Origin of the sequence: Paenibacillus mangrovi (assembly GCF_022898935.1) — a bacterium.
Lineage (GTDB): Bacteria > Bacillota > Bacilli > Paenibacillales > Paenibacillaceae > Paenibacillus_AQ > Paenibacillus_AQ mangrovi.
The window spans coordinates 39048-63203 of record NZ_JALIRP010000018.1 but is presented as its reverse complement, the minus strand read 5'-3'; the positions used below and the strand labels follow the sequence as shown (position 1 = coordinate 63203).

28 protein-coding genes, 2 rRNA genes and 1 riboswitch are annotated in these 24156 nt (G+C 47.7%); of the genes, 28 read left to right on the top strand and 2 right to left on the bottom strand.

Going from position 1 to position 24156, the window contains the following annotated elements; all coding sequences use genetic code 11:
- From MUG84_RS25830 to MUG84_RS25820, 3 genes are all read left to right on the top strand, one after another.
- A 23S ribosomal RNA gene (locus MUG84_RS25830) occupies positions 1 to 123 on the top strand; the annotation flags it as partial.
- A 59-nt stretch (positions 124 to 182) separates the two neighbouring features.
- A 5S ribosomal RNA gene (gene rrf / locus MUG84_RS25825) occupies positions 183 to 299 on the top strand.
- 362 nt (positions 300 to 661) lie between these two features.
- Entirely contained in the window at positions 662 to 1078 is a 417-nt protein-coding gene (locus MUG84_RS25820) for a hypothetical protein (RefSeq protein ID WP_244730964.1), read from the top strand.
- Positions 1079 to 1142: 64 nt separating this feature from the next.
- Here the strand turns inward: MUG84_RS25820 and MUG84_RS25815 are convergent, their stop codons facing one another.
- Positions 1143 to 1667 (bottom strand): hypothetical protein, encoded by a 525-nt coding sequence (locus MUG84_RS25815; protein ID WP_244730962.1) that lies wholly within the window; start codon positions 1665 to 1667, stop codon positions 1143 to 1145.
- A gap of 211 nt (positions 1668 to 1878) precedes the next feature.
- Here MUG84_RS25815 and MUG84_RS25810 point away from each other — a divergent pair, with 211 nt between their 5' ends.
- The 10 genes from MUG84_RS25810 (at position 1879) to rsmI (ending at position 9753) form a co-directional block, all read left to right on the top strand.
- Entirely contained in the window at positions 1879 to 2064 is a 186-nt protein-coding gene (locus tag MUG84_RS25810) for a sigma factor G inhibitor Gin (protein ID WP_244730955.1), read from the top strand.
- Positions 2065 to 2324: 260 nt separating this feature from the next.
- Positions 2325 to 3932, top strand: a complete 1608-nt coding sequence (locus MUG84_RS25805; protein WP_244730953.1) for an aminotransferase class I/II-fold pyridoxal phosphate-dependent enzyme — start codon at positions 2325 to 2327, stop codon at positions 3930 to 3932.
- On the top strand, positions 3929 to 4573 hold the full coding sequence (gene tmk, locus MUG84_RS25800; protein WP_244730951.1) for a dTMP kinase: 645 nt from the start codon (positions 3929 to 3931) through the stop codon (positions 4571 to 4573). The genes MUG84_RS25805 and tmk overlap by 4 nt, the downstream gene beginning before the upstream one ends.
- 163 nt (positions 4574 to 4736) lie before the next feature.
- Positions 4737 to 5066, top strand: coding sequence for a cyclic-di-AMP receptor (locus MUG84_RS25795; RefSeq protein WP_136607543.1), 330 nt, complete (start codon positions 4737 to 4739; stop codon positions 5064 to 5066).
- A gap of 120 nt (positions 5067 to 5186) precedes the next feature.
- On the top strand, positions 5187 to 5624 hold the full coding sequence (locus MUG84_RS25790; RefSeq protein ID WP_244730949.1) for a YaaR family protein: 438 nt from the start codon (positions 5187 to 5189) through the stop codon (positions 5622 to 5624).
- Positions 5625 to 5774: 150 nt separating this feature from the next.
- Entirely contained in the window at positions 5775 to 6749 is a 975-nt protein-coding gene (gene holB, locus MUG84_RS25785) for a DNA polymerase III subunit delta' (RefSeq protein WP_244730947.1), read from the top strand.
- Between the two features lie 44 nt (positions 6750 to 6793).
- Positions 6794 to 7594 carry a PSP1 domain-containing protein gene (locus MUG84_RS25780; RefSeq protein ID WP_244730945.1) on the top strand — a complete coding sequence of 267 codons (801 nt, stop codon included), beginning with the start codon at positions 6794 to 6796 and terminating at the stop codon, positions 7592 to 7594.
- A 28-nt stretch (positions 7595 to 7622) separates the two neighbouring features.
- Complete coding sequence (yabA, locus tag MUG84_RS25775; protein ID WP_244730943.1) at positions 7623 to 7988, top strand: DNA replication initiation control protein YabA; 366 nt, start codon at positions 7623 to 7625, stop codon at positions 7986 to 7988.
- A gap of 122 nt (positions 7989 to 8110) precedes the next feature.
- Entirely contained in the window at positions 8111 to 8872 is a 762-nt protein-coding gene (locus tag MUG84_RS25770; protein ID WP_244730972.1) for a tRNA1(Val) (adenine(37)-N6)-methyltransferase, read from the top strand.
- Positions 8869 to 9753, top strand: a complete 885-nt coding sequence (gene rsmI / locus MUG84_RS25765) for a 16S rRNA (cytidine(1402)-2'-O)-methyltransferase (protein WP_244730941.1) — start codon at positions 8869 to 8871, stop codon at positions 9751 to 9753. Before MUG84_RS25770 ends, rsmI begins: the two co-directional genes overlap by 4 nt.
- Before the next feature lie 197 nt (positions 9754 to 9950).
- Here the strand turns inward: rsmI and MUG84_RS25760 are convergent, their stop codons facing one another.
- Positions 9951 to 10205, bottom strand: a complete 255-nt coding sequence (locus MUG84_RS25760; RefSeq protein ID WP_006207408.1) for an AbrB/MazE/SpoVT family DNA-binding domain-containing protein — start codon at positions 10203 to 10205, stop codon at positions 9951 to 9953.
- 315 nt (positions 10206 to 10520) lie between these two features.
- Here MUG84_RS25760 and MUG84_RS25755 point away from each other — a divergent pair, with 315 nt between their 5' ends.
- The 15 genes from MUG84_RS25755 to fin all read left to right on the top strand — a co-directional run bounded on the left by MUG84_RS25755 (position 10521) and on the right by fin (position 23992).
- Positions 10521 to 11801, top strand: a complete 1281-nt coding sequence (locus tag MUG84_RS25755; RefSeq protein ID WP_244730940.1) for an HD domain-containing protein — start codon at positions 10521 to 10523, stop codon at positions 11799 to 11801.
- 57 nt (positions 11802 to 11858) lie between these two features.
- Positions 11859 to 12629, top strand: coding sequence for a TatD family hydrolase (locus MUG84_RS25750; RefSeq protein WP_244730939.1), 771 nt, complete (start codon positions 11859 to 11861; stop codon positions 12627 to 12629).
- Between the two features lie 206 nt (positions 12630 to 12835).
- Positions 12836 to 13061: riboswitch (cyclic di-AMP (ydaO/yuaA leader) on the top strand.
- Between the two features lie 272 nt (positions 13062 to 13333).
- Positions 13334 to 14497: a resuscitation-promoting factor gene (locus tag MUG84_RS25745; protein WP_244730938.1), complete on the top strand. Its 1164-nt coding sequence runs from the start codon at positions 13334 to 13336 to the stop codon at positions 14495 to 14497.
- A gap of 155 nt (positions 14498 to 14652) precedes the next feature.
- Positions 14653 to 15204, top strand: coding sequence for a ribonuclease M5 (gene rnmV / locus MUG84_RS25740; RefSeq protein ID WP_244730937.1), 552 nt, complete (start codon positions 14653 to 14655; stop codon positions 15202 to 15204).
- A complete protein-coding gene (gene rsmA, locus MUG84_RS25735; protein WP_244730936.1) occupies positions 15204 to 16088 on the top strand; it encodes a 16S rRNA (adenine(1518)-N(6)/adenine(1519)-N(6))-dimethyltransferase RsmA in 885 nt (294 codons plus the stop codon). Before rnmV ends, rsmA begins: the two co-directional genes overlap by 1 nt.
- A gap of 120 nt (positions 16089 to 16208) precedes the next feature.
- Positions 16209 to 17105: a sporulation peptidase YabG gene (gene yabG / locus MUG84_RS25730; RefSeq protein WP_244730935.1), complete on the top strand. Its 897-nt coding sequence runs from the start codon at positions 16209 to 16211 to the stop codon at positions 17103 to 17105.
- A gap of 197 nt (positions 17106 to 17302) precedes the next feature.
- On the top strand, positions 17303 to 17578 hold the full coding sequence (gene veg, locus MUG84_RS25725; RefSeq protein WP_244730934.1) for a biofilm formation stimulator Veg: 276 nt from the start codon (positions 17303 to 17305) through the stop codon (positions 17576 to 17578).
- Positions 17579 to 17748: 170 nt separating this feature from the next.
- Complete coding sequence (locus tag MUG84_RS25720; protein ID WP_136607555.1) at positions 17749 to 17928, top strand: small, acid-soluble spore protein, alpha/beta type; 180 nt, start codon at positions 17749 to 17751, stop codon at positions 17926 to 17928.
- A 145-nt stretch (positions 17929 to 18073) separates the two neighbouring features.
- Positions 18074 to 18928: a 4-(cytidine 5'-diphospho)-2-C-methyl-D-erythritol kinase gene (gene ispE / locus MUG84_RS25715; RefSeq protein ID WP_244730933.1), complete on the top strand. Its 855-nt coding sequence runs from the start codon at positions 18074 to 18076 to the stop codon at positions 18926 to 18928.
- Between the two features lie 166 nt (positions 18929 to 19094).
- A complete protein-coding gene (gene purR, locus MUG84_RS25710) occupies positions 19095 to 19925 on the top strand; it encodes a pur operon repressor (RefSeq protein WP_244730932.1) in 831 nt (276 codons plus the stop codon).
- Positions 19926 to 20119: 194 nt separating this feature from the next.
- Positions 20120 to 20404, top strand: a complete 285-nt coding sequence (gene spoVG / locus MUG84_RS25705; RefSeq protein ID WP_036712730.1) for a septation regulator SpoVG — start codon at positions 20120 to 20122, stop codon at positions 20402 to 20404.
- Between the two features lie 122 nt (positions 20405 to 20526).
- A complete protein-coding gene (gene glmU / locus MUG84_RS25700) occupies positions 20527 to 21909 on the top strand; it encodes a bifunctional UDP-N-acetylglucosamine diphosphorylase/glucosamine-1-phosphate N-acetyltransferase GlmU (RefSeq protein ID WP_244730971.1) in 1383 nt (460 codons plus the stop codon).
- A 115-nt stretch (positions 21910 to 22024) separates the two neighbouring features.
- On the top strand, positions 22025 to 22978 hold the full coding sequence (locus MUG84_RS25695; protein ID WP_244730970.1) for a ribose-phosphate diphosphokinase: 954 nt from the start codon (positions 22025 to 22027) through the stop codon (positions 22976 to 22978).
- Positions 22979 to 23112: 134 nt separating this feature from the next.
- On the top strand, positions 23113 to 23673 hold the full coding sequence (pth, locus tag MUG84_RS25690) for an aminoacyl-tRNA hydrolase (RefSeq protein WP_244730931.1): 561 nt from the start codon (positions 23113 to 23115) through the stop codon (positions 23671 to 23673).
- An 88-nt stretch (positions 23674 to 23761) separates the two neighbouring features.
- A complete protein-coding gene (gene fin / locus MUG84_RS25685) occupies positions 23762 to 23992 on the top strand; it encodes an anti-sigma-F factor Fin (protein ID WP_244730930.1) in 231 nt (76 codons plus the stop codon).
- The last annotated feature ends 164 nt before the right edge of the window (positions 23993 to 24156 follow it).

Genomic DNA, 24156 nt, shown 5'->3' with positions numbered 1-24156 from the left:
CCCCTCAAGATGAGATTTCCCAATTCGTAAGACCCCTTGAAGACGACGAGGTAGATAGGTTGGAGGTGGAAGTGCAGCAATGCATGGAGCTGACCAATACTAATCGGTCGAGGGCTTATCCTAAAAGATAAAATGCAAATTTGTTTCGTATCTAGTTTTCAGGTGATCAAACACTTGAAACGTTTGGTGGCGATGGCGGAGGGGTTCCACGCGTACCCATCCCGAACACGACCGTTAAGTCCTCCAGCGCCGATGGTACTTGGACCGAAGGGTCCTGGGAGAGTAGGACGCTGCCAAGCGAAGAACCACTGTTGATGAATAATCGACGGTGGTTTTTTTGTTTTTACTTTTCAAAGTCTGTTGTTAATAAAGAGAACATTGCATATTAAAATGAGAAGAGAAAGAGTTCTAATGAGTTTGAGAGGTAGTTGGATATATAGAGATAAGTCTAGATGAGCCAAGATCAGTGGACCAGTCTATATCGTTATAGAGTTAAAGGGGTTAAAATTATTTTAAGGTCAAGAATGTGAGATCAATAACCTAATGTAACATTTTTGTTACCGAAGGGTCAAATGTTGTAAGTATAATAATGAGTGTACATGTCAGGGGGTGCTTTTAGGATTTTTTGACGTTTAATGAACTTAGAAGAAGGAGGACATACATGCGCAGACAATCGTGGCTGCATGCTCTTCTTTTGTTTAGCATTGTCGTGATACTGATAACAGGCTGTGGAAAGTCTGAACCTTCATGGACCACTTATGAGGGGGCAGCGAACGAGAAGACCTTTCCGGTGCCAAAAGAAGCAAATCGAACTGACCGTAATGTAGGAAACACCAAAATAGATTATGCTCGTTATTCCATGAAAGGCATTAAAGAAAAGGATAGCATCCCGGAAGCATATCTGCAGAAGATCAAGGAATGGGGATGGAAAGAAAATACGGAGGAGTCCGAGAAGGCTTCCCGGGTTTTCGAGAAGCAGAATCGAATCGTTCATTTAACAATTCACGATGATTATTTTACGGTTACTGTTCAGCCTAAAGGTAAAGCGACAGTGAAAAGTACGGATTCCACTAAATAATAAAGACCCGCGTCCGAGGATGCAGGTCTTTTTCTAATATTTGATGATGAGTTTATAGTTTTACTTACTGCTGGTAGTAGCTGATATCCTGTTTGTTGAACTTGATCATTCCATCCTTACGCACACCGGCAAGCCGGACATAAGCGTAAAAACGTGGAAGCAGCAGCCAGAGATGCCAAAAGAACAGAGAAATAACGAAGGCCAGCGGTGACATAAAAAGCATTATAAGAAACAGGACAAGGCCAATGGTTGTAATGTAGGTATACACTTTGCGAAACATCCGGAAGCTGATATGTTGATCAGTTATGTATCCAATCCAGGGGAGCTGCATAGAGAACTTCCAGCGCTTGCGGTAGGAAGAACCGGACAGCAGCAGGACCGAACGTGAAATGACGTAATGAATCCAAAAGACCAGAGGTGCGGCTACTACGAAGTAGAACAGGCTAGTCCAGGATATGAGAAGCATCGCGGCTATAAGAGCGATATAGGGAAGGATAAGGTAGCAGCGAACCTGAATTCGCCTTACTGGAATCTTTTTGATTAATTTATAATGGTAAAAGGTAGCATTAATATTATTCTCCTCAGCCATAGAAAATAGCGGTCCTCCCTTACGGTCATTAATTCCTATATCGGTTTTTCACAAGCATTTATTTAAGTTTTCCGGTACAAACACTCGTAAAGTCGTAGGTGAATATGATTGGTGTAGGCCGTTTGGGATATGAAACAACTATGAAAAGGTTTAAAATAATAGGAAATGAGCCATACTTCATAGTAATCAAAGAAACAAGGTGGGATGGTTGATGGAAGATCATACCGAACACGTCTGTATTATTTGCGGGCAAACGAAAGAAGAAGGGATTACGATTGTATCCCAGTTTATTTGTGAGGATTGCGAAAGTGAAATGGTACGTACCGATGCCAATGACGCGAAATATCATTATTTTATTCATCAAATGAGACAAATCACTATGCAAACCCATGTATAAGCCAATTATATTTCAGAACGATTCGATAATCGGGATATATTGCTCCGCGAGAAATGGCGGATAGGGTGGGGCCAGAGGCCGCTACCCTTTTTTTAGATTATAGAATATTAAAGTTATAAGCGGAACTAAACAATTCTACCTGTTTGGTAAAAAGAAGTTGTAGAAAGAGCAAGCCAATAGCGTCTATTATACGTTAGCCTGATGGTTCAATATACGATAAAATAGGGTAGAGATTGAAACCGGAAGGAAACGAAAAATGCATGAAGAGAGTAGAATTGGAGAAAGAACAATCACCTCTGTATGAGATGCTCTATCAATATAAAAACAGCAGACAAGCCTCATTTCATGTGCCGGGTCATAAAAAAGGAAGGGCTTATGCTGCTTGGGGTGGAGCAGGCTTCCTGGAACAGATTATGGAGGCGGACGTTACGGAAATTGCCGGTACGGACGATCTCCATCATCCGGAAGGTGTGATCCGCGATGCGCAGCTGCTGGCTGCGGAGTGTTTCGGGGCAGAAGAAAGCTTCTTTCTGGTAGGAGGGAGCACGTCAGGGAATCTAGCGATGATTCTAACCGTATGTACCAAACCGGGGGATATTTTGCTGGTACAGCGGAACGTCCATAAATCGGTGCTTAACGGACTGATGCTTGCTGGTGCGAGAGCTGTGTTTTTGCAGCCTTTGCTGGATGAAACGAGCGGCCTCTTAACCGCTCCATCACCTGAGACGGTATCTGCTGCTTTGGCCGCCTATCCGGAGGCCAAGGGCGTACTGGTCACCATGCCGAACTATTACGGCATGGGTACGGAGCTGGCGCCGCTCGCCGAGGCCTGTCACCGGCATCATGTGCCGCTTCTCGTGGACGAGGCGCATGGCGCTCATTACGGGCAGCATCCTCGGCTGCCGCAAAGCGCACTGGCCAGCGGCGCGGACGTCGTCGTTCAGTCGACGCACAAGATGCTGGCCGCCCTCACCATGGGAGCCATGCTGCATGTGCAGGGTCCGCGGATCAACCGCGGACTGCTCCGCCAGCGGCTCGCCATGGTGCAGAGCTCGAGCCCATCGTATCCGGTGATGGGCTCACTGGACCTGGCGCGGCGCCTCCTGCATGTGCAGGGCGCCGAAGCCTTCACGGCGGGACTTGCCGCCGTGGATGGCCTGAAGCGCGGCCTAGCGGAGCTGCCGCGTTTTGGGCTGCTGCAGCCGCAGGGGCAGCAGCGGGGAGAGGCCGCCGGCGAAGCCCCGGCGGCGTACACCACCCAGGATCCCTTCAAGGTGGTCATTTATGACCGGACAGGGATCCTGAGTGGGTATGAGCTGCAGCACAGGCTGGAAGCCTTCGGCTGCATACCTGAGATGAGCGATGACCGGTATGTGGTCCTGCTCTATAGTCTGGGGTCGACGGAGGAAGACACCTGTCACCTTTTGGAGGCTCTGTCGCATATATCTGTAGAGAAGGCGGAAGCCCAGTCATTGCCTAGTTTTCATGGGAGTGAAGGCATCCTCCCTGATCAGTTCATCGCAGAAGGTCCTATTGCCAAAAATCCGTTTGTCGAATTTTCCACGTGGAACAATTCACCCAAGAACAGCTTCTCCGAGCCGGTGGCTTTCAGCTTAACACCCATGGAATTGGATGAGGTAGAGGCCATTCCGCTGCCCGTATGTTCAGGAAGAACAGCCGCAGAGATGATCATTCCGTACCCGCCTGGTATTCCACTTCTGTATCCAGGAGAACAAATTACAGATGGGGCAGCGGCCAGGCTGAAGAGGCTTGCGCAGGCAGGAGCCAAATGTCAAGGGGCACAGGATCCGGAACTTAACACGATACTCGTATACAAGAATAGCAGAAAGCAGGGACATGTTGGATGAACAAGGGTCAGGGAATCTTCATAACGCTTGAGGGAGGGGAGGGATCCGGTAAAACGACAGTAATCGCCAGACTCAAGAGTTATCTGGAAAGCCGCTCCATCCCTCATATCATCACACGTGAGCCGGGAGGCATAGAGATCGCCGAGAAAATTCGTGAGATCATATTGAACCCCAGCCACACTGCGATGGATGCACGGACAGAGGCGCTGCTGTATGCCGCTTCACGAAGCCAGCATTTAGCGGAAAAGGTGGAACCGGCGCTTGCAGAAGGCAAGCTGGTGATGTGTGACCGGTTTGTGGACAGCAGCCTGGTTTACCAGGGATACGCACGAGGAATTGGTATAGAGCAGGTATGGAGCATTAACCAGTTTGCGATTCATGACCGTATGCCGCAGCTTACCTTCTACCTGGATATTGAACCTGAAGTCGGATTAGCGCGAATTGCGGCAAGCCGTGAGCGTGAGGTTAACCGTCTGGATTTGGAGGGACTACCTTTCCATCATAAAGTGAGGGAAGGTTATCTGCAGCTTGCCGAGCGTTTTTCAGATCGAATTGTCGTGATTGACGCTTCGAAGGCATTGGAGGATGTCGAGCGGGATATCATTCAAAGCCTGGAAGAGCGGATTTTAAAGGATTTTTGAAGATCTTTGTCAAATAAGTAAGGTACGGCTTGTACTAGATAAAATGAACTGAAGAAAAAGTAGAGCATCTCGTATGCCACAACATAAGTGGAGATGATAACAGTACAAACTTTAGTTCGATTTATATAGGTGCAAGCTTTAAATCAAGAGGAGGGAATGCAGGATGAAACTGATCGTTGCGATTGTACAGGATAAAGACAGCAACCGTTTGTCGGGAGGACTTGTAAAAGCGAATTTTCGGGCGACTAAGCTGGCAAGTACCGGCGGGTTTCTTCGGGCGGGTAACACCACATTTATGATCGGGGTGGACGACAGTCAGGTCGAGGCTGTAATGAATGTCATCCGCAGCAGTTGTAAAGTCAGAGAACAGCTTGTAACTCCGGTTACGCCAATGAGCGGTACGACAGATTCCTATTTGCCTCTCCCCGTTGAAGTTCAAGTAGGCGGAGCCACGGTGTTTGTACTGCCGGTAGACCGCTTTGAGCATTTCTAATATAAATGCGATAACACCATATCCCGGGTCGCTGACAACGCAACCTTAGAATCACCCGTCATAGCGGCTCCAGATTATAACAAATCATTATTCATAGGTCTATAAAGGCAGGGGATTCACTTGAAAATCAACCCGGGGTTTAGACCCATTAAGAGCGAACTTCAGGTTACGTCGGCAAAGCCGGTTCAGCAGAAGTCCTTCCTCGACGTGATGCAGCAGCAGTCGACAAGTGCCTCCCAGGAAGAGCTTGGACGCCGGTTCAAGGAAATACAGATGCAGGGAGACCGCTTGGCCAAAGCGATGACGATCCGGGAATTAAAGCTTTACCGTATGCTTGTAAAGCGTTTTTTGGAGGATACGGTGAGACGGGGCGTTACCATGAAGGAGGCCAGGGGTTGGGATCGGCGCGGACGTGGGAAACGCTATAAATTGCTTGACGAGATTGATTCTGCGCTGCTCGGAATGGCTGACGAGCTTCTGGATAGCGAGCAGGGCAAGATCGAATTGTTACAGCAGATCGGCGAAATCCGTGGTATGCTGATTAATCTCGTATTTTGAAGAAATAGGAATGAACATCTGAGCTATCTCATGATACACTAAGATATAGCAGTAAAATACAAACACGGATGTTGATCTAAACGAAGACTTTGCAAAATCCGATTTTTTGGTGAATCGGATCATGCAAGTTCCCGAAGGAAGAGAGGAAACATGTCTTTTCAGGATATTATGGGGCAGGAACCGGCCAAGAAGCTGCTGCAAAGCGCGCTTCGCAGCGATTCCGTCAGCCATGCGTATATTTTCAGCGGACCCGCTGGATGCGGGCAGATGAAGACGGCAATGACGTTTGCCCAGGCATTATTCTGTACTGAACGTGAGGATGATGCGTGCGGGCATTGTCTCGAATGCCGCAAGGTTTTGCACGGCAATCATCCCGATCTTCATCTCCTTGCTCCAGACGGATCTTCCATTAAAATAGACCAGATCCGCGAACTGCAGCGGGTCTTTTCCTATCGTTCGGAGTCCAAAAATCCAAAGGTATATATCATTGACCATGCGGATACCATGACCGTACAAGCTGCCAACAGCCTGCTCAAATTTTTGGAGGAACCGCCGGTGCCGGCTGTGGCTGTGCTGATCACGGAAAATGGACAGGCTTTACTGCCAACGATTCAGTCGCGGGCGCAAACGATAGCCTTTTTCCCACTGAGACCTGCCCTGATGCAGCAGCAGTTGGTCGATGAAGGGTATCCTTCAGTGCTTGCCAGGTGCGCGGTACAGCTGTCATCTGGACTCGATGGATGCCGTGAAATGATGGAGCAGAATTGGTTTGCAGAAATTAGAAACGTAATGTTACAATTAGGGAAGGAATCTCTGGGACGAGGCAGTTCCGCTCTGGTGACCGCAGGGCAGAAGGTGTTCAAAGCCGGACTTTCCGACCATCTGGATTTACTGCTAAGCTTGTTTCATTTGTGGTTCAAAGATATGCTTCACGTCCAATACGGAAAGCACGAAAGTATCGTTTTCATAGATCAGTTGGAGTTCTTATCCACATATGCTTCATCCCGCAGCACAGCACAATGGGTCTCCTATATGGATTTGGCCGCAGAGTGCCAAAAAAAATTGCGCTACAATGTGAATGGCCAACTTTGTCTTGAACAATTTTTGATCGGTTTGGAAGGATAGCTTCAAGGCCAGCCAATTTTTCTGGCATACGAGGGGGTTAATTTTTGTACAGTGTAGTGGGTGTCCGTTTTAAAAAAGCGGGCAAAATTTATTACTTCGATCCGCTCGATTTTCCGATAGAGAGGGATAATAGCGTTATTGTCGAAACGGCGCGCGGCATCGAATATGGTAAAGTTGTCGTTGGAAAAAAAGAGGTGCAGGAAGCCGATGTGGTATTGCCGCTGAAAAAAGTGATACGCATCGCTGGAGACTCTGACGCACGCGTTGTGGAAGAGAACAAGCAGGCTGCGAAAGAGGCTTTTACCACCTGTTTAAATAAAATCCGTGACCATGGGCTCAAAATGAAGCTGGTGGACGTGGAATTTACGTTTGACCGAAATAAAATCATTTTCTACTTTACGGCTGAGGGAAGAGTGGACTTCCGGGAGCTGGTCAAAGATTTGGCAGGCATATTCCGGACTCGAATTGAGCTCAGACAAATTGGGGTACGTGACGAAGCGAAGATGCTGGGCGGAATTGGCCCATGCGGTCGAATTCTTTGCTGCTCGTCGTGGCTCGGCGATTTCGAACCGGTATCGATCAAAATGGCCAAGGATCAAAGCTTGTCGCTGAATCCAACCAAAATTTCCGGTTTGTGCGGAAGACTCATGTGCTGCCTGAAATTTGAGCATGATAATTATGAAAGTGTGAAGGAAGAACTGCCATCGGTAGGCAAAATCGTCATCACATCCTTGGGCGAAGGCAAGGTAGTCGGCATCAATGCTGACACTCGTTCTGTCCATGTACAGCTGTTTGAGATCGGCAAGGTCAAGGAACTGCAACTGGATGACGTTGTCATTAAGTAGACCATATGGTTACTTTCGAGGTGGAAACTTGGAAAAGAAAAGTATTTTTGCACACATTCAAGAAATGGAAACACAAATGGGACAGATCCATAGTGATCTGGGTGAAATGAAGCTGATTATGAAAGAATTGCTGGAAGAGAATCATCGTCTGACCTTGGAAAATGAACATCTCCGCAAAATCTTGAAGGAAGCTTTGCCTGCTGAAGAGGGCTTGCCTTTGCATGAGCCGCCTCATGACTCAATGAAACCTGAACACCCAAGTGACGTGGTTGGGGAAGGCTATGACAACCTTGCAAGACTTTATCATGAGGGCTTTCACATCTGTAACGTCTATTATGGACATCTGCGCATGGAAGGCGATTGCCTTTTCTGCCTGTCTTTTTTGAATAAATGAGGCCGTAGGAGAGACTCCTACGGTTTTTTTTCGAGGTGTATACTCCACTTTGTGGGGTTATTTGCAATGATGAATGGTGAAAACTAGAGAACAACGGGTAAAGGAAAATAGAAACGATGAACATGGATATGGACAACAGCCTTTTGGAGCCATCGGAACGCATTGACGATTTACTGACCCATGATTTGCATATTATACAGAGCGACGAGGTGTTCAGCTTTTCGATGGATGCCGTCCTATTGGCACGGTTTGCGGGGATTCCGCCAAGGGGCAGGATCCTGGATTTGTGTACAGGCAACGGAGTGATTCCCCTGCTCCTGACGACCCGAACCAAGGCCGATATTGAGGGGATCGAAATTCAGCCCCGTCTTGCAGGGATGGCCCGCCGCAGTGTGACTCTGAACCAGATGCAGGAGAGAATCATCATTCGCGAGGGAGACCTGAGAGAACTGTATAAGGAAACGGGGCATGGCGTATATGATGCAATTACGGTGAATCCGCCCTATATGCCGCTGAACGGAAGCGATATTAAGCTGAATCGGCATCAGGCCATTGCCCGCCACGAAATCAGCTGTACGCTTGAGGAGGTTATTCAGACCTGCTTCCGGCTGGTCAAGCCCGGCGGTAAGGTCAGCATGGTTCATAAGCCACAGCGGCTTGGTGACATTATGGCTTTGATGCGGCAGTACCGGCTTGAACCGAAACGACTGCGTTTTGTGCATCCGCGTGCCCATCTGGAGGCCAACATGGTGCTAATTGAAGCGATACGCGACGGCAAACCGGAGGTAAGGCTCCTTCCTCCGCTGATTGTGTATGATGAGAATAATCAATATTGTCCGGAAATTATGGATATTTACTACGGTTCCAAAGAGGGAGAAGTATGAGTCTTACACGTCAAAGCAGCTTTCAAGAACAGTCCCATAGCGGCAAAGGATCATTGTATCTCGTTGGTACGCCAATCGGAAATCTAGAGGATATGACTTTTCGGGCGATCCGGACATTAAAAGAATGCGATATTATTGCAGCCGAGGACACGCGCCAGACTCGGAAACTGCTAACGCATTTCGAGATCAGCCCGCAGATGCTGTTTAGCTATCATGAGCATAACAAGGCGGCAAGCGGACCGGAACTGATACGCTATATAATAGAAGGAAAAAATTTGGCGCTCGTCAGTGATGCCGGTTTACCGGCGATTTCGGATCCTGGAGCGGACCTGGTGAAGTTGGCGGTAGCTGAAGGAATCAATGTAATTCCGATCCCGGGAGCCAATGCCGCATTATCATCCCTGATTGCTTCGGGACTATCGACAGAGCGGTTTACCTTCATTGGTTTTCTTCCCAGGGAACGTAAAGATGTCGAAGCGATACTCCAGTCCTTCCGGGTTTCGCAAGGGACGTTACTGTTTTACGAATCGCCGCACCGGATAATCAAAACCTTGAATGCGATTCTTAATGTATATGGGAACCGGCAGGTGGTTCTTGCTAGAGAGCTTACGAAGCGATATGAGGAATTTATTCGTGGCAGCGTAGAGGAGTGCCTGGAATATCTGCAAGAGCATCCGCCTCTTGGTGAATATTGCTTAGTCGTTGAAGGGACAAGTGCTAGAGAGGAACAGGAGCAGTTATCGGCCTGGTGGCAGCATCTATCGGTGGAGGAGCATGTGGCTCATTACGAGTCGGAAGGAGTTCCCCGTAAGGAGGCCATGAAGAAAACGGCGGGTGACCGAGGTGTGTCGAAGCGGGATATTTATAACGCATTGATCTAAGATTTAGCTGAAATGGATATAAAAAAGAGCTCGTCAACGGGGGGGTGCCGCTTTAACGCACCCCCGTAAAGGTGAGCAGCAGGAAAGAGGGCAAAAAAATGTCTCCCAAGGCCGGGTTCAATAGCCTAGGAGACACAAGGAGATATGAAAAAGGTTAGAATTAACAAATAGAATAATACTATTATATACTAAAAAACTTAATTTGTCACAGGTGTTGGGATTTCTGAGATACATTCATGGCAAACAATTTTTCCTTTGAAGTAAGTCACGTTCTCAGCGTTTCCACAGAAGATGCAGGCTGGCTCATATTTCTTGAGCATGATGCGCTCTCCGTCTACGTAAATTTCCAAAGCGTCCTTTTCCCCGATGCCCAATGTGCGGCGCAATTCAATTGGAATAACGACCCGGCCCAGTTCATCTACTTTTCTTACAATACCAGTTGATTTCATCATAACTGATCATTGCTCCTCTCGCCATAGTTTTAAAATGTCATAATTCGACAACGTTCTCTCTTTTATGATATTTATAATACCAACGATTCCCAAAACAGTCAACCTGCAATTTGTCATCAAAAAAAATACAGATCGCTTAATAGCTTGATAATCACTCGTTTTAGGATTCTTTTCCCATTATATAACGTTGGTAGGATAATGTCGATTTGGAAGTCTCTTTTTCTACTTGAAACGACACTATTCGACATACATTGTCGAAAAAAATTCAAAATTATTTTAATTTTAAATCACTAATTCAAGAAGGAAGTGAGAGATATGCATACTTTGAATGAGGAAAAGGTGTTTAAAGACCCGGTACATAATTATATTCACGTGCAGCACTCTATCATTTGGCGTTTAATCAATACGACGGAGTTTCAGCGGCTTCGGCGGATAAGGCAGCTCGGTACATCCTATCTGACCTTTCATGGGGCTGAGCACAGCCGCTTTTCCCATTCTCTTGGGGTGTATGAGATTACCCGCCGGATCATTTCCCAATTCGAACGGAGCGGATATGCCGATTGGCCCAGCAGCGAGAAGCTGCTAACGCTATGCGCAGCTTTACTGCATGATCTCGGACACGGTCCCTTTTCTCATTCAATAGAAGAAGCCTTTCATATGGACCATGAAGATTGGACCCGGCGAATCGTTTTAGGGGATACGGAAGTGAATGCGATCCTCACCGAGATTGCGGCGGATTTTCCGGCGAAGGTTGCATCCGTCATTGCCAAGGACTACGTCAACCCGATTGTCGTCAACCTGGTATCCAGTCCTCTCGACGCCGATCGGATGGATTATTTGCTGCGTGATGCTTATTACACTGGAGTGAACTATGGAACGATCGATATCGATCGCATTTTAAGAATGCTTCGTCCATATCAGGGAAGAGTTGTGGTTAAGGATTCGGGAATGCATGCGGTAGAGGATTACCTGATGTCCCGTTACCAAATGTATTGGCAGGTATATTTCCACCCGGTGACGCGCAGCTCGGAGATTATTTTGCGGCAGATTTTCCGGCGTGCCAAGGAGCTTTACCGGGATCATTATTCCTTCAATTTTATGGTGGATCCGCTCCCGGGGCTTTTTGAAGACAGGCTGTCCGTACAGGATTATCTCAAGCTGGACGAAGCGCTGATCCAAACCGCATTTTTGCAATGGGCAACCGAAAAGGATGCTGTTCTGAGCGAATTATGCTCTCGGTTTATGCATCGAAGGTTGTATAAATATGTAGAGGTTGAATCTGTGGACCTAGAAATGATCGATGAGATCCGCAGGGAATTCAAACGCGTGGGACTGAACCCCGAATATGATCTCGAGATTGATTTTCCAACGGATCTTCCGTACGATGTATTCCGTCCCGGTGATGAGTCCAGCCAAAAGCAGATTCTCCTGCTCGACCGCGAGGACCGGCTGCGTGAAATCTCAGAGGTGTCGGATATTGTTCGCTCTATCAGCGGCATTCATCGCGGCAAATATCACTTGTATTATCCAGGGTCGAAACTGAAGGACGTCATTTCTTCTCTTCCCGACTCCATCGCCCAAATTTTCAAGCAATAACGACAAATACTACGAAGATGCAAGGCCATGCTTTGCGACACGAAGGGAGTTATACTCATGAATTTGTTCGACACACATACACATCTTGACGCGCCTCAGTTCGACGAAGACCGCGAAGAGACGATTCAGCGCGCACTGGATGCCGGCGTCAGCCGGATGATCAACGTCGGCTTTAACCGCGAGACGATTCCGTCGACGATGAAGCTTGCAGAGACCTATGATTTTATCTATGCCGCTGTGGGATGGCATCCTCAAGATGTGATCACCATGAAAGAAGGGGACCTTGAATGGATTGCATCCTTATGCAGTCACGAGAAGGTCGTCGCGATCGGCGAAATTGGACTCGACTATTACTGGGATACCTCACCCAAAGAGGTTCAGCATCATGTTTTACGTCAGCAGATTGGCCTGGCCCGGGAGCTGAACATGCCGATTGTCATCCATAACCGGGATGCGCATGAGGATATCGTGAAAATTTTACGTGAAGAGAAGGCAAATGAAGTCGGGGGCGTCATGCACTCCTATTCCGGAAGCTGGGAAACGGCCAAATTATGCCTGAATATGGGCTTTCACCTCTCCTTCGGAGGACCGATCACGTTTAAAAATGCAAGACAACCCAAAGAGGTGCTCGCGCAGGTTCCGATGGACCGGCTACTCATTGAAACCGACTCTCCTTATCTCACTCCGCACCCCTTCCGCGGGAAGCGAAATGAGTCCGCTCATGTACGTTTGGTTGCCGAGGTGGCAGCACAGATTAAGGGGGTTGAAGTGGAAGAAATAGCCAGAATCACAACCGAAAATGCACTGGAACGATTTGGAATTATTTGAAAACAGGAGAAAAACAGATAAAAAAGTGAGCATGGTCGATGGATTAAAGAATTTTAATCAAAAAAACGATGAATATTACAATTTTTTAACCATATATTCAAATAAACGTAGTTGATTACCGCTTTACAACATGCATCAAAACAGGATATCATCTTGTCAGTAAGCTTCAACTGCTGCCAGAGGTTTCCTCTGATGCAGTTTCCAATGAACCAGTCTCGCTGAGTCTTTCGTCTTCGAAAGAGCGGGGGAACCGATACATAGAGTAACGGCCATTTCATGAGCCGAAGCAAGCTCGATATGTATTTGATTTCTTTTCAGGGTCTCTGGGGTGAATTCGATCGCAGTCCGCCATGAGCGGTCCCGCGAAGATAGGGCGGCTCTCTTTCGCCCGAACCCGACAGCTAACCCCGTAAGCGCAATAAAAGAGAGGGTTTCGTGTATTTACTTTTCTGTCATTCTGACATCCAGAGAAGCCACGAAAGAGTCCTCATAAGCTCTTGATCTGGCTTCTTTTGTTTTGAATAATGGAGAAGGCGTCGTCATACTGTTGTATAACAGGAGGTGGCAAATCATGAAAAAAAGACAGGTTCATGGTGCAAGAGCACATGATCCATGAGTGTTCTTGTAAAAATTTGAGTATAGCCCGCGTCAAAGTCATTCATGCGTAACTCTAAATGGCGAGGCTATGAAGGAGGATCGAGAAAGTGGGCATTTTCCATCAAGAAGAGACCCATGATTCAAACATCTCCAGCATGTCTTACGCATTACGATGGAAGCATGAGAATTTGCGCCGAATCTCTACTGCAGCTATCGTTTCAATCGCGGTTATCATCATGGTCCTGCTGCTCGTTAGCACACAAACGCTAAAGCAGGTATACCTGGTGGTAGACGGTCAGGTCAAATCGATACAGACCCACAAATCTTCTTTACAAGAAATGCTGGATGAGCAGTCTATCAGTCTTAGACCGGAAGATCAGATCTCTATGCCGCTGAGCGGTTCGCTTCAGGATGGAGACAAAGTGGTGATCGATCGTGCGGTCCCTGTTTCACTGACAGCTGATGGAACAACTAAGCAATGGAATTCAACCGGGGATACCGTTGGCGAAGTCCTGAAGGAAAAGGGCGTACCGCTGAAGGAAACGGATAAAGTTACCCCGTCTCTAAGCGAGCAGATTACCGGTCCAACAGATATTCGGATCGTGCACACCAACAAACAGGTCGTGCAGCGCCATGAGAGCCTGCCTTACCATGTCATCAAAACCGCAGATCCCAGCCTGACTGCAGGCGAGGTTCGTGTGGTTCAGCAGGGAAAACCGGGCGTGATGGTACAGAATATCGAGAAGGTATACCATGATGGCGAAATGGTGTCCATGCGTATGGTAGGCAAAGAAGTACAGACGAAAACGCAGGATAAAGTCATTGCCGTAGGTACCAAAAAGAAGCCGGAACCGGCTGTAGTCAAAACGGCGTCTGTAAAACCAAAACCAGTAAGCGCGTCATCATCGAACAAGGCTGTAAGCAGCAATAACCGTGTCAGTAAAGCCGGTGTTGATTTCTCATATAAAAAAGTGATTAATGTCTCCATGACGGCCTATTCTGCAGAGGAACCTGGTATCGGTACACGTACCGCAACAGGAACCCATGTAACTGAAGGCCGAACCATTGCCGTGGATCCAAATGTGATTCCGCTCGGCTGGTGGGTGTACATTGAAGGCGTCGGCTTCCGCCGAGCTGAAGATACAGGTGGAGCAATTAAGGGCAATAAGATCGATATCTATTATGACTCTGTGAAGCGTGCTAACAACTTTGGCCGCAAATCCGGACTCAAGGTATATGTTATCGGTCCGGTGAAGCCAGAAGTGAATTAATTTGGTTTTACATTGCCATTCTAATGTTATAGTATTATGATCATGAAAATGTCATGCTAAAGAAGAGGAGCATTCCTCTTCTTTTTGTTGTTTGGATGTCCGAAAAGCGGGTGACAAACGGACGGATGAGCTTTTGGGAAAGGGAGAAACGGGTCATGATAAAAGAAGTCATAGTCGTGGAGGGACGGGATGATACCGTCGCCGTCAAGCGGGCAGTGGAAGCCGATACGATCGAAACCGGAGGCTCGGCTATAAACACGCGGATATTGCAGCGGATTGCGCTGGCACAGGAGCGCCGCGGAGTCATTGTGCTTACAGATCCCGACCATGCCGGTGAACGGATCCGCAAGATTATTGCAAACAAGGTACCCGGCTGCAAGCATGCCTTCATTCCGGAAGTCGATGCTACGCGCAAAGGCGATATCGGTGTGGAGAATGCTTCACCAGAAGCGATACAAAAGGCGCTCTCCCGTGTACATACGTCTTATGAAGGAGCCGAGAGCCAAATTGACATGGAAGACCTAATGGCAGCCGGACTGCTGGTGCATCCAGACGCTGCCCATAGACGCATGACGATGGGGAACCTCCTTGGTATCGGCTATTGCAACGGAAAGCAATTTTACAAGCGCCTGGCCGTTTTTCAGATTACAAGGGAAGAATTTGCAGAGGCGTTAGCCCGTTTGGAACAGGAAGGAGAAGATCATTGATGAACGGATTGGACGATATCGCTTCACCGAGACGGACGAAAGAAATTATTCAGCGACATGGTTTTTCATTCAAAAAAAGCCTGGGGCAGAACTTTCTGATCGATCAAAATATTTTAAATAAAATTATTGAGGCTGCAGGGCTGGATTCAACCAAGGGAGCGCTTGAAATCGGTCCGGGGATTGGGGCGTTAACCGAAAAGCTGGCTCAGCAGGCTGCTACCGTTACAGCGGTAGAAATAGATCAGAGACTGATCCCAATCCTTCAGGAGGTTCTGGAGCCGTATCCACATGTGCATATACATCACGGGGATGTGCTGAAGACCGATCTTTTGGCATTGTTTCAGCAGAATTTTGCGAATGTATCCAAAGTGAGTGTTGTAGCTAACCTGCCTTATTACGTGACAACACCGATTCTGATGAGGCTGCTGGAAGAGAAGCTGCCGCTTGAGAACATCGTTGTCATGATTCAGAAAGAGGTTGCGGAGCGTATGGCGGCTGTACCGGGAACGAAGGACTATGGCAGCCTAAGCATAGCTGTACAATACTACAGCGTTCCTGAGCTGGTCTGTATTGTTCCCAAGACCGTCTTTATTCCACAGCCGAACGTAGAGTCCGCTGTCATCCGGTTGACGGTTCGCGAGCAGCCCCCGGTTGAAGTTGATGATGAAGCGTTCTTTTTCCAAGTGGTTCAGGCTTCCTTCGCCCAGCGGCGTAAAACGATCTCCAACAATCTGAAGACACGCTTCTTCCCGAAAGAGGGCAGAGAACGACTCGAAGCTTTGTTAGCCGAAGCGGGAATCGAGCCATCACGGCGTGGGGAGACGCTCAGCCTACAGGAGTTCGCCACGCTCAGCAATGTGCTGCTTAAGGCTGGAATCCGCTAATTGATCAGGCCGATACAGGACTTCGAAAAAAACTCGCCTAGGCGGGTTTTTTATATTTTGCCCAAAGTGATGAACCATTAGGAAGATTCGCCCATACCATAGGGTAGGGGTGATGTTGTGATGAATGTAGGAGACCTGGTCGTCCGCAAATCTTATGGCGGTGATATCGCTTTTCGTGTGGAGGATATGCGGAGCAATCTGGCTGTGATCAAGGGGACCGAGTTTCGGCTGCTGGCTGATTCGCCCCTGGATGACCTTATAAAGGTGCCTTACGCGCCGCTTAGTGAAAGATCACAGAAGGCCAATATTAGAGCAAATGAATCTTTTAGCAGGCTAAAACGCCACCGAGAGGAACAGGCTGAGCGCAACCAAGCGGATCTTAGCGGAGATTGGCCGCTGATGGAGCAGCCGTCCTATTTTGAGGTTCCGGGTAAAGTGCTCCATTTGGATGGAGATTTAAATTACTTAAAAAAGAGTTTGAGCCTATATCAGCAGCTCCGTGTACCCGCAGAGGGCCACTATGTGAATGAATCGGGCATGGCCGATGCCTTGTATCGGCTTCTGCCGAGAGTCAGGCCGGATATTGTCGTCATCACAGGTCATGACGGCGTGCTGAAGCATCGGCCCAATAATGACCTTTACAACCTGAACAGCTACAAAAATTCGCAAAATTTCGTGACGGCGATTCAGGTGGCAAGACAGTATGAACGGCATTATGATACGCTGACGGTCATTGCCGGTGCGTGCCAGTCGCATTTTGAGGCGCTGCTGCAAGCGGGAGCCAACTTTGCCAGCTCACCGGGGCGCATCCTTATTCACGCTCTGGATCCTGTATATGTCGCCGCTAAAGCATCGTTTACATCGGTACGGGATACGATCAACATGACAGACGTGCTTCACAATACGATCAGTGGAACACAGGGCGTTGGAGGCGTTGAGACAAGGGGGAGCTACCGCATCGGCTTGCCTCGTCTGAACGACCTTTCGCAATTGAAGGTAACGCCTTCCGTCATGTGAAAATGGATGTATTGAACCTTAATCATGCTGTATGGATTAAGGTTTTTTGTCGTTTGTAGGGTGTATGCGGAAATACTCCAAAATGTTGCAAAAAAATCCGTTGACAATTTAATTTTGATGCTGATATAATTAAAATTTTATTTGACAAAAACTGAATACCAAGTTATAATGGACAAGGAAAGAGGTGGTCGTCGACAATGGCTAAAAATGCGCTATTGGAAATCAAACGCAATCTCGAAGCTCATGTTGGTCAAAAAATATCGCTTCGGGCAAACGGTGGTCGCCGAAAGACCGTCGAGCGAACTGGTGTCTTGGAAGAAACGTACCCTTCTGTTTTTATTGTAAAGCTGGACCAAGAACAGCAAACCTTTAAACGTGTTTCATACAGCTATGCGGATATTCTTACTGAATCCGTGGAAGTAACTATTTGCGATGATAACGCAAGTACCCGGACTGAGTTTGAAGAGGCGTAACTTTATCATTTCGGAACAGCCATCCTTCGCGGAGGGCTGTTTTTTGTTGGCAGCGAGCTTTTCGAATGAGGATTTTCCCCACGAGAAATAATACATAAGGCATGAACCTATATAGACTGGCCTATACAGCAAAACAAGAGTCAATAAATGGGTGATAAGGAGGATTTACCATGAGCCGCAGACGCCGCAGTGTCATGTCAGAAGAACTGAAAAATGAACTTGCCAAGGATTTAGGCTTTTATGAGACCGTTCAGCAGGAAGGTTGGGGCGGAATCAAAGCCAAGGATGCCGGCAATATGGTGAAACGGGCCATCCAGCTGGCCGAGCAGGCTGCATCGCGCAAATCGTAAAATCTAAATAGGCAATTTCAGCGGAGACCACCATTTACCATGGGGATCTCCGTTTTTAATAACGAAAGCGAAATGACTTGCATGTTACAGTTTGATATAATGATTTGAAGCTGAAATGAGGGAAACTTGAGGATGGGTGAACGCCTTGAAAATTTACGAAAAAGCGCCAGCCAAAATTAATTTGATGCTGGATGTATTACATAAACGGCCTGACGGGTTCCATGAGGTCGAAATGGTTATGACGATGGTGGACTTGGCGGATCGGCTGGAGATGTCGGCTCTGCCGCGGGATACCATCATTATTACGAGCCAGGCAGGCTATATCCCGCTGGATGAGAAGAATCTGGCCTTTCAGGCTGCAAGACTGATTAAAGACCGCTATGATGTGAAAAGCGGCGTGCATATCCATTTGGACAAAAAGATCCCGGTAGCCGCAGGCCTTGCTGGAGGAAGCAGTGATGCGGCTGCGGCGCTGCGGGGGCTTAATCGGCTCTGGAATCTGAATATACCGTTGGAGGAGCTTCAGAAGCTTGGTGCTGAACTTGGCTCGGATGTTCCCTTCTGCGTGACCGGAGGTACGGCGCTTGCAACTGGCCGTGGCGAGAAGCTGGCATCTGTTAGAAATCCGCTGCAGTGCTGGGTGATTTTGGCCAAGCCTCCGATCAATGTATCGACTGCGGAAGTGTACGGCAAGTTCAGAGCGGCTGAGGTGAAGCAGCATCCATCCGCCAGCGGGATGATCGAAGCCATTGAAGCAGGCGATTTTGGGGCGGTATGCTCTGGTCTTGGCAACGTGCTCGAGGATGTAACCCTGAAACTTCATCCGCAAGTAGGGCAGCTTAAAGAAGCGATGCTGAGGCTTGGAGCCGACGGAGCCTTGATGTCCGGGAGTGGGCCGACTGTTTTTGGTCTCGTATACAAAGAATCCAAGGTTGCAAGGATCTATAACGGTCTGAGGGGCTTCTGCAAGGAAGTATATGCGGTGCGACTGTTGACCTAATCCTTGTTTTTATTGTACAAATACGTACAAAAATGATATATTTATACTACAATATTCGGATTTTACACATAGATAAGGGTTTATATGGAAGTTATCTTGAAATTGAACGTTCAATTTTGATTTCAGGCTGTAATTTTAACGATAAAGTGATAGCGAGGAGTATTTCGTGAAAAAATTAAAGCGAAGCGCGCGTCTGGTTGAGATGACCCAGTATCTCCTGTCCAGACCCCATACATTAATCCCGCTTACCACGTTCGCTGATCGGTACGGGGCTGCCAAATCCTCCATCAGCGAGGATCTGGTGATTATCAAGGAAGTGTTTGAGGACGAGGGTATAGGAGAGTTGTTGACACTGGCAGGAGCGGCCGGAGGGGTAAAATTTATCCCGAAAATCCCGAAGGAGCAGGCGCTCATTTTCGCTCAGGATCTGTGCAGCCAGCTGCAGCAGAAGGAACGGATTCTTCCGGGAGGATATTTGTACATGTCCGATCTGCTTGGACAGCCGTCTCTCATGAACGAAGCGGGCAAGATTTTTGCTACCGCCTTTGCCAATATGGATATCGATGTGGTCATGACAGTCGAGACCAAGGGGATTCCGCTGGCATACGCGACCGGAGCCCAGCTTAACCTGCCGGTTGTACTGGTACGTCGTGACCATCAAGTTACGGAGGGTTCGGCGGTAAGCATCAATTACGTCTCCGGCTCCCATAAAAGCATCCATACGATGTCGCTGTCGCGCCGTGCGCTGAAGGAGAAGTCTAAGGTACTGATCGTGGATGACTTCATGAAGGCAGGCGGAACGATTCAGGGCATGGTAGATTTGCTGGCAGAATTTGATGCTGAAGTAGCAGGTGTGGGCGTGCTGGTGGAGTCCGGCGCCGTAGAGTCAGAGGAGCGTCTTCTCCATGATTATGTTTCACTTGCGATCTTAACGGGAGTGGATTCTAAATCCAAGGAAATTGACGTAAGTCCAGGCAATTATTTTAACAAGCGATAAATGTTGATGGATATTGCGAATTTTGTCGATTAAATTCTTTTATCGGCGAATAGTTCCGAAGTCTGTCGACTTTATCAATCTTATAAAAAAATTCCTAAATTTAGGACATTTTATTGAACAAAAAAAGAGGATTTCGCTTCGCTGTGTGGAATTATACTACCCAAGTCTCTGATGGAAAAAGGTGGTGAACACACATGCAAATTACGGATGTCAGACTCCGCCGCGTCAACTCTGAGGGGAGAATGAAAGCAATCGCATCCATTACCATTGATAACGAATTTGTGGTTCATGATATTCGGGTTATCGATGGCAACAATGGAATGTTCGTTGCTATGCCGAGCAAGCGCACTCCAGATGGAGAATTCCGCGACATCGCCCATCCGATCTCTTCCGGTACTCGGGAGAAGATCCAAACGGCTGTTCTGGCGGAATATGAACGCGCTGCCAATGAAGAAGAAGTGATTGAGGAAGGCGCTTAAGCTTTACAATTGGGGTTCAAGGAAAAGAGGGCCAGGACTATGGCTCTCTTTTCTTTTTGCGAAGAATAGGATATATTCAGTAGTGAGTTCGAGAGTACAGGAGGTCAAGACCCTTGAAAAGAATGGCGATTGTTCTTGCCGCAGGGCAGGGTAAACGAATGAAATCGAAACTATACAAAGTGCTGCACCCCGTCTGTGGAAAACCTATGGTAGGGCATGTGTTGAATACCGTGAAACAAGTCAACTGTGAACGCAGCATCGTTATTGTAGGACACGGTGCGGAAGCTGTCCAATCTTATCTGGGTGAGACCGCTGAATATGTACTGCAGGAGCAGCAGCTCGGAACAGGTCATGCCGTAAAAATGGCGAAGGACTTGCTAGGATCAGAAGAAGGCTCCACCATTGTGATTTGTGGGGACACGCCGCTGGTTACCGCGGAAACGCTGGAGGCTTTAACCGAGCTTCATGAAAGCAATAACGCGGCTGCAACAGTGCTGACAGCTTATACCGAAAATCCAAAGGGATACGGACGTGTCATCCGCAGCGAGGACGGAAGCGTCCTGCGTATTGTGGAGCAGAAGGATTGCTCTCCAGAAGAGGATGCCGTACGTGAATTTAATACAGGCACATACTGCTTTGATAACGCTAAGCTGTTCGCAGCACTCGAGAAAGTTACGAACCAAAACGTGCAGCAGGAATATTATCTGACGGATGTCATTGGAATTCTGGTGGGTCAAGGTGAAACCGTTCTTGGTTATATGACGGAAGACTACGCAGAATCGATCGGTGTCAATGATCGCTTGGCGCTTTCAGAGGCAGAGCGTTTGATGCGGGAGCGCATCAATAAACGCCATATGCTGAACGGTGTAACGATTATTGATCCGGCTTCGACCTATATCGGGGCTGATGTAACCATTGGTTCAGATACGGTTCTTTATCCAGGTACCGTACTTAAAGGCAGCACGGTGATTGGTAAGGACTGCCAGATTGGACCGCAAAGCGATATTAAGGATTCCGTGATCGGCGACGGCGTCGCCATCAAGCATTCCGTGCTCGATCAAGCCGAAGTCGGCAACCGCACGACTGTCGGTCCTTTTGCGTACCTGCGCCCAAAAGCGAAGCTTGGTGAAGACGTGAAGATCGGCGATTTCGTGGAGGTTAAGAACGCCAAGATCGACAATGGCTCTAAAGTATCGCATTTAAGTTATGTGGGCGATGCCAATGTAGGTAAAAACGTCAATGTCGGCTGCGGAGCGATAACAGTGAACTACGATGGTTATAATAAGTTTATAACAGAAATCGAAGATGATGCTTTTATTGGCAGCAATGTGAATCTGGTAGCCCCTGTGAAGGTTGGAAAAGGTGCTTTTGTGGTCGCAGGCTCGACTATTACGAATTCTGTGCCTGAGAACGATCTGGCAATCGCTAGAAATCGTCAGGAAAACAAACCGGGTTATGCTGAGAAAATCAGAGCCCGCGCACAGGCAAAAAAAGACAAGCAGTAGCTTTCACGTCCAAAGGATGATTAAATAGTAATATAATATGTAATAGAACATTGTTCAAACGGCAATGGAGACAGGCATGAATTTCAATGAACCAAGCACGGAGGGTTTTTATTCTATGACTTATTGTGATTCGAAATTAAAGATTTTTACTTGTAACTCCAATCCGAAGCTCGCGCAGCAAATTGCCGATTACATCGGAATTCCTATGGGCGATTCTCACACCACCAGCTTCAGCGACGGCGAAATTCAGGTCAAACTGAACGAGAGTGTACGCGGCTGCCATGTGTATATAGTGCAGTCTACCTGCGGACCGGTTAACGACAATCTGATGGAGCTGCTCATCATGGTCGATGCCTTGAAACGCGCTTCCGCTAAAAGCATCAACGTCGTTATTCCTTACTATGGTTATGCACGTCAGGACCGCAAAGCTCGTTCGCGTGACCCAATCACAGCGAAGCTCGTGGCGAACCTGATTGAGAAAGCCGGTGCGCACCGCGTCATTACGATGGACTTGCATGCCATGCAGATTCAGGGATTCTTCGATATTCCGGTGGATCATTTGCTGGGCGTGCCGATTTTGGCACAATATTTCCGTTCCAAACAGATCGAAAATCCGGTTGTGGTTTCTCCTGACCATGGCGGCGTTGTTCGTGCCAGAAAACTGGCTGACTTCCTGAACGCGCCGCTGGCGATTATTGATAAGCGCCGTCCGGAGCCAAACGTCAGCGAAGTCATGAATATTATCGGGAACATTGAGGGAAAAACCGCGATTCTTATCGATGATATCATCGACACGGCCGGTACGATCGTCCTCGGAGCGAATGCGCTGATGGAAGGCGGGGTTAAGGAAGTATACGCATGCTGTACGCATCCGGTATTCTCCGGCCCGGCGATGGAACGCCTAGAAAACTCTCCGCTGAGTGAAGTGATTGTAACGGATACCATTCCGATTATGCATCCTGATCCTAGCGACAAAATTAAAGTGCTTTCGGTAGCTCCGCTTATGGGCGAAGCCATTATCCGGGTTCATGAAGAACTGTCGATCAGCAAGCTGTTTGAAATCGAATAGAAATATGGGATGAGCCTTAGGTTATCGTATTTCCAAGTTCATTCTATAACAAGCGAAGAAAGGGTTATGTTTCCTGCATAGGGAAATATAACCCTTCTCGCCATATCAAGCTCCCCTGGAGGAATAGAATCAAAATGAAATGGATTGTCGGACTCGGGAATCCCGGTTCAAACTATGAGAAAACACGTCATAACGTCGGTTTTATGATGCTTGATGCTTTGGCTAAACGCCATGGAATCACATTTGGTCCAAGCAAGTGCAAGGCGCTGATCGGCGAAGGGTTTATCGGAACCAATAAGGTTGTGCTAATTAAGCCGATGACCTATATGAATTTGTCAGGTGAGGCTGTACGGGCTTATATGGATTATTACAAGGTTAAGCTGGAAGATATGATGGTCGTCTATGACGACCTGGATACGGAAATTGGCAAAATCCGCTTGCGGTACCAGGGCAGTGCAGGAGGCCACAACGGCATTAAGTCGATCATTCAGCATACAGGAACTCAAGTCTTTGACCGTATTCGTATGGGCATCTCGCGTCCGGAGCCTGGTTTCGCTGTTGTAGACTATGTATTGTCTGCTTTTCCGAAAAAAGAGAAAGAACTGCTCGAAAACATGATTGAGCATGCATGTGATGCGGCTGAATTCAGTATGGACCATACCTATGAGCAGACGATGGCGAAGTTCAACGGGTAAACCTTGGCCTGATGCTTCGGAAAACAGGGCTAAATCAAGTGCATTGCGGGCATAATGAGGGTATAAATCACCTTCAGGAGGCATATAGATGGCAATAAATTATATCTGCCGGCACTGCCGTACACCGCTAGGAAGCATTGATTCCGCCCAGGTGACCGATATGCAGCTCGGGTTTCATTCCTTGACCCCTGCGGAACGTAGAGATATAATAGCGTATGATTTAAGCGGAGATATTACAGTCAAAGTGATTTGTGATTATTGCAGAGAGGCGCTGGAGCAGAATCCAGAGCTGAGTCTTGTGACAAGTCCGCTTCAATAAATATGACGATTGTGGGATACCCGATTATTTTGGGGCCTTGGCAGTTGCTGAGGCTTCTTTTCGATATTCCCTTCAGACGCACTGCAAAATAGCATGTATAAAATAATCGCAAGTTGAACCATTTTATGGTAAAATCTTTCGGGACTACCGGGCAAATGGTATAA